The sequence below is a fragment of the Streptomyces sp. NPDC057438 genome, from assembly GCF_042802995.1.
In the GTDB taxonomy this organism is placed as follows: Bacteria; Actinomycetota; Actinomycetes; order Streptomycetales; family Streptomycetaceae; genus Streptomyces.
This window is the reverse complement of the sequence record NZ_JBHVDD010000001.1, coordinates 182596-195853: the sequence shown is the minus strand read 5'-3', so window position 1 is coordinate 195853 and position 13258 is coordinate 182596. Positions and strand designations below refer to the sequence as shown.

The following is a 13258-nucleotide window of genomic DNA, read 5'->3' as shown; positions in this document are numbered from 1 at the left end:
GGAGGACGCCTGCGCGACATCCGGCGGTTGCGGTGGTCAGTAGGGTGCGGCGCATGACACAGGCCGGATCGGGCGCCGAGCTGCGCCGCACGCTCGGGGTGGGGGACGCGGTGGTCGTCGGCCTCGGGTCGATGGTCGGCGCGGGGATCTTCGCCGCGCTGGGGCCCGCCGCGCGCGCGGCCGGGTCGGGGCTGCTGTTCGGGCTCGCGGCCGCGGCCGTGGTGGCGTACTGCAACGCGATGTCGTCGGCGCGGCTGGCGGCCCAGTACCCGGCGTCGGGCGGCACGTACGTGTACGGGCGTGAGCGGCTCGGTGCCTTCTGGGGATATCTCGCCGGCTGGGCGTTCGTCGTCGGCAAGACGGCCTCGTGCGCGGCGATGGCGCTCACCGTGGGGGCGTACGTGTGGCCGGGGCAGGCGCATGCCGTGGCGGTGGCGGCGGTGGTCGCGCTGACGGCCGTGAACTACGGCGGCGTGCAGAAGTCCGCGTGGCTGACGCGGGTGATCGTGGCGGTGGTGCTGGCTGTCCTCGCCGCCGTGGTGGTCGTGTGCCTGGGGTCCGGGGATGCGGACGCCGGGCGGCTGGGCGACGGCGCCTCGGGGGGCGTGGGCGGCGTGCTGCAGGCGGCCGGGCTGTTGTTCTTCGCGTTCGCCGGGTACGCGCGGATCGCGACCCTGGGCGAGGAGGTGCGGGATCCGGCGCGCACCATCCCGCGCGCGATCCCGCTCGCGCTGGGCATCGCGCTGGTCGTGTACGCGGCCGTCGCCGTCGCGGTTCTCGCGGTGCTGGGCCCCGGTGGGCTGGGACGCGCCGCGGCGCCGCTGGCCGACGCGGTGCGGGCGGCCGGGGCACCGGGGCTGGTGCCCGTGGTGCGGGTGGGGGCCGCCGTGGCCGCGCTCGGGTCGCTGCTGGCGCTCATCCTGGGCGTCTCCCGCACCACCCTCGCCATGGCCCGTGACCGGCATCTGCCGGGCGCCCTGGCCGCCGTGCACCCCCGCTTCCAGGTGCCCCACCGGGCGGAACTGGCCGTGGGTGCCGTGGTCGCCGTGCTGGCCGCCACGGTCGATGTCCGGGGCGCGATCGGCTTCTCCTCCTTCGGCGTCCTCGCGTACTACGCCATCGCCAACGCGTCCGCCTGGACGCTGGGTTCGGCGCCCCTCGCGCGCGTGGTGCCGGTGATCGGGCTGGCGGGGTGCGCCGTCCTGGCGTTCGCCCTGCCCGCGGCCTCGGTGGGCGCGGGCGCGGCCGTGCTGGGCGCAGGGGCGGCGGTGTACGGCGTACGGCGGTGGTGGGCGGGACGGAGCGGGTAGCGGAGCCGGTGCGCGAGGGCTACCAGCGCTGCTGGGCGAAGGGCTGGTCGGAGCGGACGATCTCGCGGCCCAGGGGCATCAGGGAGACCGGCACGAGCTTGAAGTTGGCGATGCCGAACGGGATGCCGATGATCGTGACGCAGAGCACGAGGCCGGTGAAGATGTGCGTCAGCGCCAGCCACCAGCCCGCCAGGACCAGCCACAGGATGTTGCCGAGGCAGGACGGCGCGCCCGCGTCACGGCGCTCGACGGCGCTGTACCCGAAGGGCCACAGGGCGTAGACACCGATGCGGAACGAGGCGATGCCGAACGGGATGCCGATGATCGTGATGCACAGGAGCAAGCCTGCGAACAGGTAGCCGAGGAAGAGCCAGAAGCCGCTGAGGATCAGCCAGATGATGTTCAGAATGGTCTTCACTGGGGGCGACCTGCCATCTTCTCGAGTCGGGCGATGCGTTCCGCCATCGGCGGATGTGTCGAGAACATCTTGGAGAATCCCTGGCCCGGCCGGAAGGGGTTAGCGATCATCATGTGGCTCGCCGTCTCGATCCGGGGCTCCGGGGGCAGCGGCAGCTGTTTGGTCCCTGTTTCCAGTTTGCGAAGGGCACTGGCCAGGGCAAGTGGATCACCGGTGAGGTGGGCGCCGGTGGCGTCCGCCTCGTACTCCCGGGAACGGCTGATGGCGAGCTGGATGAGGGACGCGGCGAGCGGGCCGAGCAGCATGATCAGCAGCATGCCGAGGAGGCCGGGGCCGTCGTCGTCGTCCGAGCGGCCGATGGGGATCAGCCAGGCGAAGTTCACCAGGAACATGATCACGGAGGCGAGGGCTCCGGCGACCGACGAGATGAGGATGTCCCGGTTGTGGACGTGACTCAGCTCGTGGCCGATGACGCCGCGCAGCTCGCGCTCGTCGAGCAGGCGCAGGATCCCGTCGGTGCAGCAGACGGCCGCGTTGCGCGGGTTGCGCCCGGTCGCGAAGGCGTTCGGGGCGTCCGTCGGGGAGATGTACAGGCGTGGCATGGGCTGCCGGGCCTGCATCGAGAGCTCGCGCACGATGCGGTACAGCGCCGGGGCCTCGAACTCGCTGACCGGGCGGGCACGCATCGCGCGTAGAGCCAGTTTGTCGCTGTTCCAGTACGCGTACGCGTTCGTACCGAGGGCGACGACGACCGCGATGACGAGGCCCATACGGCCGAACAGGCTTCCGATGACGATGATGAGTGCGGACAGTCCCCCGAGGAGTACGGCGGTCCTGAGCCCGTTGTGCCGGCGGTGCACGGTACGCCCTCCAAGTCGTGCGGCAGGGGAACCCCTTGCTTGCTGTTCGCTGTCGACTCCACCTCTCAGTGGACCTTCCCGTACTGGTCAACGCCAGGCGGAAGGCACTAGTTCCCTTGTGCGCGCGGCCCTGCCGGTGGGCCGTCCGGGTGGGGCGGGTCCGTCAGAAGAGACCGATGCCGGCGAAGCGCAGGACGAGCTGGGGTGCGCCGGACAGGGCGATGCCGACGATCCCGGTCAGGGCGAGGGCGGCGGTCAGGGGCGCCGGGACGCGGTGCGGGCCGGACGCGCCCGTGCCTTCGGCCACGGTCGCGCCCTCGGTGTCGTCCGCGCGGGCGCGGAACAGCAGCGCCGTCCACCGGAGGTAGTAGAAGAGGGCGATCACCACGTTGACGGCCATCACGACCGCGAGCCAGCCGAGGCCCGCGTCGACGGCCGCCGAGAAGACGGTGACTTTCGCGAACAGGCCGATGACGCCCGGCGGCAGTCCCGCGAGGCAGAGCAGGAAGAAGGCCAGGAGCAGGGCGGACAGGGGGTGGGAGGCGTGGAGGCCGCGGTAGTCGTCGAGACGGTTCAGGGTCTTCGTCCGGCCGACCAGGGCGGCCACGGCGAAGGCGCCCAGGTTCACCACCGCGTACATCAGGGCGTACGCGACCGTGGAGCCGATGGCCCGCTGGGCGTCGTCGGTGTCGTCGGCGTACGCGGCCGCCGCGATCGGGACGAGGAGGTAGCCGGCCTGGCCGACGGAGGACCAGGCGAGCAGCCGGACCGCGCTGTACGCGCGCGTGGAGCGCTGGCCGAGCGCGCCCAGGTTGCCGACGGTCATGGTGAGGGCGGCCAGGGCGACGAGGGCGGGGCCCCAGACGTCGGCGTACGACGGGAGGGCGACGACGGTGATGAGGATCAGCCCGGAGAAGCCGACCGCCTTGCCGACGACCGACAGGTAGGCGGCCACGGGCAGGGGGGCGCCGACGTAGGTGTCGGGGACCCAGAAGTGGAAGGGGACGGCGGCGGTCTTGAAGGCGAAGCCGATGAGGGTGAGGACGACGCCGGCCTGGGTGAGGGTGTGCAGCTGGGCGTCGACGTTCTGGATGCGGTCGGCGATCTCGGTGAGGTGGAGGGTGCCGGTCGTGGCGTAGACGAAGCTGATGCCGAGCAGGCTGACGGCGGTGGCGGTGACGGACGACAGGAAGAACTTCAGGGCGGCCTCGGAGGACCGCCTGTCGCCGAGCCGGATGCCGACGAGGGCGAAGGCGGGCAGGGAGGCGACCTCCAGCGCGACGACGAGGGTCGCGAGGTCCCGGGAGGCGGGCAGCAGCGCCGCGCCCGCGGCGGACGACAGCAGCAGGAACCAGAACTCGCCGGCGGGGAGGGTCTTCTTCTCGTCGTTCAGGGCCGTCATCGACAGCAGGGCGGTGAGGAGGGCGCCGCCGAGGACGAGGAACTGGACGACGAGGGTGAAGCGGTCCGCGGCGTAGCTGCAGACGTCCGGGGAGCCGGTCAGGCAGAAGGTGGCGCGGTCGCCGTCCAGGAGGGGCAGCAGGGCCAGCAGGGCGGCGCCGAGGCCCGCGACGGAGGTCCAGCCGAGCAGGGCCTTCCTGCGGTCGTCGGTGAAGAGGTCGGCGACGAGCACGGCGAGGCCGACGACCGCGGCGATCGTGGGCGGCGCGATCGCGACCCAGTCGACGGACTGCACGACGGACTCGGCCAGGGTCTGGGCGTGTGCCTGGGCGGGGAGCGGCTGCTGGGCCGAGGGGCTCAACGGGTGCCTCCTGCGAGGAGCTGCTGCACGGCCGGATCGGTCAGACCGAGGAGGGCCGCGGGCCAGAGGCCGGCGAGGACGGTGAGGGCGACGAGCGGGGTCCAGGCCGCGAACTCGTACGGCTGTACGTCCGCGAGCCGCGGCCCGTCCTGCGGATCCGGCGGGACGGCGCCCATGCAGACGCGGCGGACCACGATCAGCAGGTACGCGGCGGTGAGGAGCGTGCCGAACGCGGCGATCGTCATGAAGGTGAGGAAGGCCGGGCGGCTGAGGCCCTCGGCGGGGTCGAACGCGCCGAACAGGGCCAGCATCTCGCCCCAGAACCCGGCGAGTCCCGGCAGCCCGAGGGAGGCGACGGCGGCGAAGGCGAGCAGGCCGCCGAGGCGTGGGGCCCGGCCGTAGAGGGCGGCGCCGGTCTCCCGCGCGAGGGTGTCGAGGTCGGTGGTGCCGGTGCGGTCCTTGAGGGCGCCGACCAGGAAGAACAGCAGGCCGGTGATGAGGCCGTGGGCGATGTTGGCGAAGAGGGCGCCGTTCACGCCGGTCGGGGTCATGGTGGCGATGCCGAGGAGCACGAAGCCCATGTGGCCGACGGAGGAGTACGCGATGAGGCGCTTGAGGTCGCCCTTCGCGCCCTGCTTGGCGAGGGCGAGGCAGGCGAGGGAGCCGTAGATGATGCCGACGACCGCGAAGGCGGCGAGGTAGGGCGCGAAGGTGCGGAACCCCTCGGGTGTGATCGGCAGCAGGATGCGGACGAACCCGTAGGTGCCCATCTTCAGCAGAACGCCGGCCAGGAGGACCGAGCCGACCGTGGGGGCGGCGGTGTGTGCGTCCGGCAGCCAGCTGTGCAGCGGCCACATCGGGGTCTTGACGGCGAGCCCGATCCCGATGGAAAGAGCGGCGACGACCTGCACGGTTGTGGTCAGTTCGGGGTGATTGTCAGTGGTGAGTGCCACCATGTCGAAAGTGCCCGCCCTGATCCCGATCAGGAGCAGGCCCAGCAGCATGACCACGGAACCGAGCAGGGTGTAGAGGATGAACTTCCAGGCGGCTCGTGTGCGTTGCTCACCACCCCAGCGGGCGATGAGGAAGTACATCGGGATGAGCACCATCTCGAACGCGAGGAAGAACAGCAGCAGATCGAGGACGGCGAAGGTGGCGAGGGTGCCGGACTCCAGGACGAGCACCAGGGCGACGAACGCCTTCGGGGACGGGCCCGCGGGCGGCTTGAAGTAGGAGTAGAGCGCGCAGAGGAAGGTCAGCAGCGCGGTCAGGACCACCAGGGGGAGGGAGATGCCGTCGATGCCGAGGTGGATGCGTACGTCGAGTGCCGGGATCCAGCTGATGTCCGTGCTGGCCTGCATCCTCGATGGCTGGTCGTGGTCGAAGCCCAGCGCGAGGACGATCGCGGCGATGAGGACCGCGCCGGTCACGGTGATCCCGTGGCGCAGCACGGCCTGCTCGGGTGACTTCCCCTTCAGCCCGGGCGGGGCCGGGAGGAGAGCGGCGGCGGCGCCGATGAGCGGGCCGACGACGATCAACGCCAGAAGGACCTGCATCACGGACTCGTTGATATCGATCACGCCTGCTCACGCTCCCGTGGCGACGACGAGGGCGGCGACCACCAGGACGACGGTGCCGGCGAGCAGCGCGCTCACATAGGTCTGGACGTTGCCGGTCTGGGCCCGGCGGACGGCCGCGCCCAGCAGGCGGGACAGGGTGCCCGCGCCGTTGACGTAGGTGTCGACGACCTCGCGGTCGAGGAACCGGACGAGACGCGCGCCGGCCTCGACCGGGCGGACGAAGAGGGCCGCGTAGACGGCGTCCAGGTGGAAGCCGGCGGCGGCGTGGCGGTGCAGCGGGCCGAGCAGACGGCGGCTCGGGTCCGCCGGGTCGGGTGCCGAGGCCACGTCTCCGTAGGCGGGGGTGTGGCCGGCGATGGCCTCCGCCTCGACCGTGCCGGCGTCCGCCCGAGGATGGGCGGCGACGGCGCCCAGGGGGACGCGGGCGGCCTCGGCCCGGGTGGACCGCCAGGCCGCGTAGGTCACCAGGGCTCCGATCAGCGCGGCGCCCGTGCCGACGACGGACGTGGTCAGGGTGGGGGCCAGGCCGTCGCCGTCGAACCAGTCGGGGAGCCTGCCGTACGCCAACCCGCCGAGGGCGAGGGACGGAACGGCCAGCACCCACAGCACGACGGTCATCGTGCGGGGCTCACGGCCGTGGTCGGGGGCCTCCGTGCCCTTGCCGTGGAAGGCGAGCAGCCACAGCCGGGTGGCGTACGCGGCGGTGAGCAGGGCCGTGGCGACTCCGGCGACGAGGACGGTCCAGCCGGCGGCGCCGGGGACGGGCTCGGCGGCTCCGAGGACGGACTCCTTGGAGAAGAAGCCGCTGAAGGGCGGGATCGCGGAGAGCGCGAGCAGCGCCACGGTCATCGTCCAGAAGGCGTCGGGGACGCGGGCGCGCAGCTGGCCCATGCGGGACATGGCGGCCAGCGAGTTGGTGCCTGCGGCGTGGATGATCACGCCGGCGGCGAGGAACAGCAGCGCCTTGAAAGCGCCGTGGGAGATGAGGTGGAAGACGGCGGCGCCCCGGTCGCCGACGGCGAGGGCGCCGGTCATGTAGCCGAGCTGGCCGATCGTCGAGTAGGCGAGGACGCGCTTGATGTCGTCCTGGGCGAGCGCGGCGAGGGCCGAGCCGGTCATGGTCACCGCGGCCATGACGGCGAGGACGACCAGGGCCGCCGAGGAGGCCTCGAACACCGGGAGGAGGCGGGCGACGAAGTAGACACCGGCGGCGACCATCGTCGCGGCGTGGATCAGCGCGGAGACGGGGGTCGGGCCCGCCATGGCGTCGGGGAGCCAGGTGTGGAGCGGGAACTGCGCCGACTTGCCCGCGACACCGGCCAGGAGCAGCAGGGCGACCGGTGTGGGGTGGTCGAGGCCGCCTTCGGCGACGGTCGCCAGGATCCGGGTGATGCGGAACGACCCGGCGTCGGTGGCGAGGGCGAACAGACCGATGAGGAAGGGGACGTCGCCGAGCTTGGTGACCAGGAATGCCTTGAGGGAGGCGGCGCGGGCCTCCGGGGTCTCCCAGTAGTGACCGACCAGGAAGTAGGAGCAGATGCCCATGATCTCCCAGCCGACCAGGAGCACCATCAGGTCGCCCGAGTAGACGACGAGGAGCATCGCGGAGGTGAAGAGGGAGACGAGGGCGGCGTAGGAGGGGTAGCGCGGGTCGTCGCGGAGGTACCCCGTCGAGTAGATCTGCACACAGGTGGCGACGAGGCCGACCAGGACGGCGACGAGCGCGGCGAAGCCGTCGATGTGCAGGGCGAGGTCGATCGGGACCGAGCCGGTCGGGGTGAGCCGGGTGGCGGCGTCGATCGCGGCGTCACCGCCCTGGCGCAGGGCGACCAGCACGGCGAGGGCGAAGGCCGTGAGGGTCGGGAGGACGGCGAGGGGGCGGACGAAGCCGGGTGCGGTGCGGCCGAGGAGCAGGCCGGCGGCGGCGCCGAGGAACGGGAGGAGGGGGACGAGGACGGCGAGGGTGGTCGTGCTCACGTGGTGGCCTCAGCCTTCTCGCTCCGCTCGGGTCGCCCGGGTTCTCCGGCTTCGGCGGGGCCGTCGCTCCCGTGGCCCTCGGCGGTGTCGCGGAGCCTGTCGATGTCGGCGGTGCCGCGGTTGCGGTGGACGGCGAGCACGATCGCCAGGCCGATGCCGATCTCGGCGGCGGCGATGGTGATCGTGAACAGGGTCAGGGCCTGGCCGGAGTGCAGGGTCTCCTCGGCGGTCCTGCTCAGCCAGACGTCGAAGGCGACGAGGTTGAGGTTGACGGCGTTGAGCATCAGCTCGACCGACATCAGGACGAGGATCGCGTTGCGGCGGGCGAGGACGCCGTAGAGGCCGGTGCAGAAGAGGAGGGCCGAGAGGACGACGGGGTAGGCGAGGTGCATCAGCGGGCTCCTCCCTTGTCGTGGGCGGTGCCGTCGCCGGTGCGGGTGCCGCTGCGGGGGCGAGGGGTGGTGGCCGGGGCCGGGGTGTCCTGCTTCGCCTTGCGGGAGAGGACGATCGCGCCGACCAGGGCGGCGAGGAGGAGGACGGAGAGGGCCTCGAAGGGGAGGACCCAGTTCTGGAAGAGGCTCTCGCCGGTGGCCTCGGTGGAGCCGGCGGCCGGGCCGTCGAGGTCGATCCAGGTGGTGCGGAAGGCGTCGACGACGACCCACACGAGGGCGGCGGCCGAGGCGACGGCCACGGTGAGGGCGGCCCAGCGGTTGCCGGAGTCGGCGTCCGGGGAGCGGCCGATGGGGGCCTTGGTGAGCATCAGACCGAAGAGAAGGAGGACGACGACGGAACCGACGTAGATGAGCACCTGCACCCAGGCGATGAACTCGGCGGTGAGCAGGAGGTACTCGACGGCGAGCCCGCCGAGCGCCACCACCAGCCACAGGGCTGCGTGCACGAGCTGCCGGGTGGTGACGGTGACGATCGCGGCGCCGAAGGTGACCAGGCCCACGAGGAGGAAGGCGATCTCGACGCCGGTCGGGGAGAGGAAGCCGCGGGTCTCGACGGCGGCCAGGGCGGAGGCGGCCAGGGCAGGGTCCGTCGTGGTGACGGCGACGGCGAGGCTCACGCGTCTCCCTCCGGTGGCTCGGTCCGGGCGGTTTGTTCTGTCTCGGCGGCCTGGGCGGCCTGTTCCGTCTCGGCGGCCTGGGCGGTCGCCAGTTTCTCGGCGGCCTTGCGGGCGGCGGCCAGTTCCTTGGGTTCCTCGGCCGAGGGGTCCAGGGGTGGCGGGGAGGGGACGGTCCACATCCACTCGCGGAGCTTGTCGCGCTCGTGGGTGAGCTCGTGGATGTCGGTCTCGGCGTACTCGAACTCCGGGGACCAGAAGAGGGCGTCGAAGGGGCAGACCTCGATGCAGATACCGCAGTACATGCAGAGGGAGAAGTCGATGGCGAAGCGGTCGAGGACGTTGCGGCTGCGTTCGCGGCCGCCGGGGGCGGCGGGCGGGACCGTCTCCTTGTGGGAGTCGATGTAGATGCACCAGTCCGGGCACTCGCGGGCGCACAGCATGCAGACCGTGCAGTTCTCCTCGAAGAGACCGATGACGCCACGGGTACGGGGCGGGAGTTCGGGCTGGACCTCCGGGTACTGCGCGGTGACCGTCTTCCTCGTCATCGTGCGGAGGGTGACGGCCAGGCCCTTGGCGAGGCCGGAACCAGGAATGGGGGGCATGGCTACTGGATCACCACCTTGACGACGCCGGTGAGGGCGATCTGGGCGAGGGAGAGGGGGACGAGAAGGGTCCAGGAGAGCTTCTGGAGCTGGTCCTCGCGCAGCCGGGGGTAGGTCACGCGGAGCCAGATGACCACGAAGGCGAGGAGGGCGGTCTTCAGGAGGGTCCAGACCCAGCCGAGCCCGTCGGCGCCCCAGGGGCCGTGCCAGCCGCCGAGGAAGAGGACGGTGGTCAGACCGCACAGGACGACGATGCCCGCGTACTCGGCGAGGAGGAACAGCGCGAAGCGGAGGCCGGTGTACTCGGTGTAGGCGCCGAAGATGATCTCCGAGTCGGCGACGGGCATGTCGAAGGGCGGGCGCTGGAGTTCGGCGAGGCCGGCGACGAAGAAGACGATCGCGCCGACGATCTGCCAGGGGAGCCACCACCACTCGAAGGCGTCCACGATGCCGACGAGGGAGACCGTGCCGGCCGCCATCGCCACGGAGGCGGCGGTGAGCAGCATCGGGAGTTCGTAGGCGAGGAGCTGGGCCGCGGTGCGCAGGCCGCCGAGGAGGGAGAACTTGTTGGCGGAGGCCCACCCGGCCATGAGCGAGCCGAGGACGCCGACGCCCATCACGGCGAGGACGAAGAAGACACCGGCGTCGATGACCGCGCCGACGGCGCCCTCGCCCGGACCGATCGGGATGGCGAGGAGGACGAGCAGATACGGCAGGAGGGCCACGGCCGGGGCGAGCTGGAAGACGCGGCGGTCGGCTCCGGCCGGGACGATGTCTTCCTTCTGGGCGAACTTCACGCCGTCCGCGACGAGTTGGGCCCAGCCGTGGAAGCCGCCGGCGTACATGGGGCCGAGGCGGCCCTGCATGTGGGCCATCACCTTGTGTTCGGTCTGGCCGATGATCAGCGGGAAGGTGAGGAAGACGACGAAGACGATGAGGAGTCGCAGGGCGACGTCCAGAGCGTCGTTCACTGCGAGCCTCCCGTGGGCGGTTCGGGGTCAGGGGTGTCGCGGGGGGTGCCGTCGGTGGGGGTGCCGTCGGTGGGGGTGCCGGTGCCGTTGTCCGGGGGCTCCTCGTGGGTGGCGGTACGGGGCGGCTCGGGCTCGTCCTGCGGCTGGGGCTCGGGGTCCTGCGCGGGGTCGTTCTGCGGCTCGGACTCGGGCTGCGGCTCGGGTTCGCGCCTGGCCTCGGGCTGCGGATCGGGCTCGGGCTGCCGTTCGGGGGCGTCGAAGGCCGGGCGGGCGTGGTGCCACGGGGCGTCCGTGCTGCGGGGCGCGGGGCGGGTGGGGCGTGACTGCGGCGAGGGCTCGGCCTGGCCGGGAGCTGCGTCCGGGGTCGCTTCGCGCCGGCTCGCCGAGCCTCCCGACGCGCTGCGGGCGCGGCGCGGCCCGGCGGGAGAAGTCCGCTCGGCGGGAGCAGCCTCGGACCCGGGAGCGGCCTCGGAGCCGGGAGCGGCCTCGGAGCCGGGCGGGGTCTCGGAGCCGGAAGGGGGCTGCGGGGCGGAGGCGGACCGGCCCTCAGCCGTGGGGCTGTCCACCGCGGTGGGCCGTTCACCGGTGGCGGACCGGGCCTCGGGAGCGCCGGGTCCGGCCGGGGAGGGCTGGGCGCGCTGCGTGGCGGACCCCTCGCTCGCGCCGCGCGTACGGCGCGGGGGCGTGGGGCTGCCGCTCGCGTCCGGCACCGGGCCGGCAGCCCTCTGACCGGCCGAGCCCTCGGCCGCCGAGCGGGTGCGGCGCGGGGTGACCGGCGTACCCGACGCGTCCGGAGCCGGAGCGGCGGTCGTCTGGCCCGCCGAGCCCTCGGCCGCGGTACGGGTCCGGCGGGGTGGGCGGTCGGCGGGTGCGCGGGTGGCGCCCCGGGCGGGGCGGGCCGGGGCCGGGGGGAGCTGGCCCTTGAGGGGACCCCATTCGTTGGGGTCGGGCACGCCGGGGGGAAGCATCTGGCGGCGCTTGGGGCCGCCGTGCTCGGACTCCCCTGGCTCCTTCGCCCCGGGCCAGGCCTTGGCCACACGGGCGGCGAGGACGAAGTCCTTGCGGAGGGGGTGCCCCTCGAAGTTCTCGGGGAGGAGGAGGTGGTCCAGGGCGGGGTGGCCCTCGAAGCGGACGCCGAACATCTCGTGGGTCTCGCGTTCGTGCCAGGCCGCGCCGGCGTAGACGCCGACGGCGGTCGGCAGGACCGGGGAGGCGTGGGGGACCGTCGTGCGCAGGAGCAGGCGGCGGACCGGGGCCAGCGCCACCACGTGCGCCGCCACCCGGAAGCCCGTGCCCGGTTCGTCGACCGCGCTCAGCCAGTCGAAGTAGGTGCAGCCCAGGGTGGAGCGGGCCGTGCGCAGCGCGTCGGTCCAGGATACGGACGGGACGTCCACGGTGAGGACGCTGTACGACTCCTCGGCGGTGGCCTCGGGGCCGAAGAGTTCCTCGGCGGGGGCGGGCAGCCAGCCGGTCACTTGTCCCCCACTTCGGTGGTGCCGCCGGTGGCCGTTCCGGCGCCGGGCGCGAGGACGGGCGGCTTCACCAGGCCGCTCTGCAGGGCCCCCGTCGACGGGCCGGCCGCCGTACCGGGGCCGCCGGTGCCGTACCGCTCCCCCAGGGACTCCCGGGCGATCTTCTCCTGGAGTTTCAGGATGCCCTGGAGCAGGGCCTCGGGGCGGGGCGGGCAGCCGGGGACGTAGACGTCGACGGGGATGATCTGGTCGACGCCCTTGGTGACGGAGTAGGAGTCCCAGTAGGGGCCGCCGCAGTTGCTGCAGGCGCCGAAGGAGATGACGTACTTCGGTTCCGGCATCTGTTCGTACAGGCGCTTCACCGCCGGGGCCATCTTGTCCGTGACCGTGCCCGAGACCACCATCAGGTCGGCCTGGCGCGGGCCCGGTGCGAACGGGATCACGCCGAGGCGGATGAAGTCGTGGCGGGCCATGGACGCGGCGATGAACTCGATCGCGCAGCAGGCGAGGCCGAAGTTGAAGACCCAGAGGGAGTAGCGGCGGCCCCAGTTGAGGATCACCTTCATCGGCTCCGGGGCGAGACGGGCGAGGGCGCCCAGCCGCTTCGGCTCCGGGAGGAGGACGGGCCCCGAGGCGCCCGGCGGCGGCTCCGCCGGACTCGTCTCCGGCCCGTTCGTCCGCGGCCCGTTCGTCCCTGGCGCGTTCGTTTCTGGGGCGTTCGTTTCTGGCGCGTTCGTTTCTGGGGTCACGTCCATGCCAGGACGCCCTTCTTGTATGCGTAGAGCAGGCCCACGGCGAGGAAGCCGAGGAAGACGAACATCTCGACCAGGGTCGTCGCGCCGTAGCCGGGGTCCGCGAAGACCGTGGCCCAGGGGAAGAGGAAGATCGAGTCGATGGCGAAGATGACGTAGAGGAAGGCGTAGACGTAGTAGCGGACCTGGGTGTGGGCCCAGCCCTCGCCGACGGGGTCGACGCCGCACTCGTACGTCAGGAGTTTCTCGCGGGTGGGGACCTCGGGGCGCAGCAGGCGTCCCGCGCCGAAGGCGACGGCGACGAAGAGCACGCCCACGGCGGCGAGCAGCCCGACCACCGAGTAGGACTGGAAGTAGTCCGCCGCGACGGCGACGGTCGGCTGCGCCGCTACGGCGACGGTCGGTTCCGGCACGTCCGTCCCTCGCTCCCTGGCCAGGCGATTCGTACGGACGCGTTGCGGACGCCGTACGTGCTTCGCTGTTCG

13 protein-coding genes are annotated in these 13258 nt (G+C 72.7%); 1 reads left to right on the top strand and 12 read right to left on the bottom strand.

Annotated features, from left to right (window positions below; translation table 11 throughout):
* Positions 1-53 precede the first annotated feature (53 nt).
* Positions 54-1310 carry an APC family permease gene (locus ACFU5F_RS00905; RefSeq protein WP_383880127.1) on the top strand — a complete coding sequence of 419 codons (1257 nt, stop codon included), beginning with the start codon at positions 54-56 and terminating at the stop codon, positions 1308-1310.
* 19 nt (positions 1311-1329) lie between these two features.
* Here the strand turns inward: ACFU5F_RS00905 and ACFU5F_RS00900 are convergent, their stop codons facing one another.
* The 12 genes from ACFU5F_RS00900 to ACFU5F_RS00845 form a co-directional block, all read right to left on the bottom strand.
* Positions 1330-1728, bottom strand: a complete 399-nt coding sequence (locus ACFU5F_RS00900; RefSeq protein ID WP_383880126.1) for a YccF domain-containing protein — start codon at positions 1726-1728, stop codon at positions 1330-1332.
* Entirely contained in the window at positions 1725-2588 is an 864-nt protein-coding gene (gene htpX, locus ACFU5F_RS00895) for a zinc metalloprotease HtpX (RefSeq protein WP_383880125.1), read from the bottom strand. The genes ACFU5F_RS00900 and htpX overlap by 4 nt, the downstream gene beginning before the upstream one ends.
* A 163-nt stretch (positions 2589-2751) precedes the next feature.
* Entirely contained in the window at positions 2752-4350 is a 1599-nt protein-coding gene (locus tag ACFU5F_RS00890; protein ID WP_383880123.1) for an NADH-quinone oxidoreductase subunit N, read from the bottom strand.
* Positions 4347-5930 carry a NuoM family protein gene (locus tag ACFU5F_RS00885; protein ID WP_383880121.1) on the bottom strand — a complete coding sequence of 528 codons (1584 nt, stop codon included), beginning with the start codon at positions 5928-5930 and terminating at the stop codon, positions 4347-4349. Before ACFU5F_RS00885 ends, ACFU5F_RS00890 begins: the two co-directional genes overlap by 4 nt.
* A 6-nt stretch (positions 5931-5936) precedes the next feature.
* Positions 5937-7907, bottom strand: a complete 1971-nt coding sequence (locus ACFU5F_RS00880) for an NADH-quinone oxidoreductase subunit L (RefSeq protein WP_383880119.1) — start codon at positions 7905-7907, stop codon at positions 5937-5939.
* Entirely contained in the window at positions 7904-8299 is a 396-nt protein-coding gene (nuoK, locus tag ACFU5F_RS00875; protein WP_383880118.1) for an NADH-quinone oxidoreductase subunit NuoK, read from the bottom strand. Before nuoK ends, ACFU5F_RS00880 begins: the two co-directional genes overlap by 4 nt.
* The gene (locus ACFU5F_RS00870; RefSeq protein ID WP_383880116.1) at positions 8299-8976 is read right to left on the bottom strand and encodes an NADH-quinone oxidoreductase subunit J; all 678 of its coding nucleotides are present in this window, start codon (positions 8974-8976) and stop codon (positions 8299-8301) included. The genes nuoK and ACFU5F_RS00870 overlap by 1 nt, the downstream gene beginning before the upstream one ends.
* A complete protein-coding gene (locus ACFU5F_RS00865) occupies positions 8973-9578 on the bottom strand; it encodes a NuoI/complex I 23 kDa subunit family protein (RefSeq protein WP_383880114.1) in 606 nt (201 codons plus the stop codon). The genes ACFU5F_RS00870 and ACFU5F_RS00865 overlap by 4 nt, the downstream gene beginning before the upstream one ends.
* A gap of 2 nt (positions 9579-9580) precedes the next feature.
* Positions 9581-10549, bottom strand: a complete 969-nt coding sequence (locus tag ACFU5F_RS00860; RefSeq protein ID WP_383880112.1) for an NADH-quinone oxidoreductase subunit H — start codon at positions 10547-10549, stop codon at positions 9581-9583.
* Positions 10546-12024 (bottom strand): NADH-quinone oxidoreductase subunit C, encoded by a 1479-nt coding sequence (locus ACFU5F_RS00855; protein WP_383880110.1) that lies wholly within the window; start codon positions 12022-12024, stop codon positions 10546-10548. Before ACFU5F_RS00855 ends, ACFU5F_RS00860 begins: the two co-directional genes overlap by 4 nt.
* Positions 12021-12776, bottom strand: a complete 756-nt coding sequence (nuoB, locus tag ACFU5F_RS00850; RefSeq protein ID WP_383880109.1) for an NADH-quinone oxidoreductase subunit NuoB — start codon at positions 12774-12776, stop codon at positions 12021-12023. The genes ACFU5F_RS00855 and nuoB overlap by 4 nt, the downstream gene beginning before the upstream one ends.
* Positions 12767-13186 carry an NADH-quinone oxidoreductase subunit A gene (locus ACFU5F_RS00845; RefSeq protein WP_046920355.1) on the bottom strand — a complete coding sequence of 140 codons (420 nt, stop codon included), beginning with the start codon at positions 13184-13186 and terminating at the stop codon, positions 12767-12769. Before ACFU5F_RS00845 ends, nuoB begins: the two co-directional genes overlap by 10 nt.
* Positions 13187-13258: the final 72 nt, after the last annotated feature.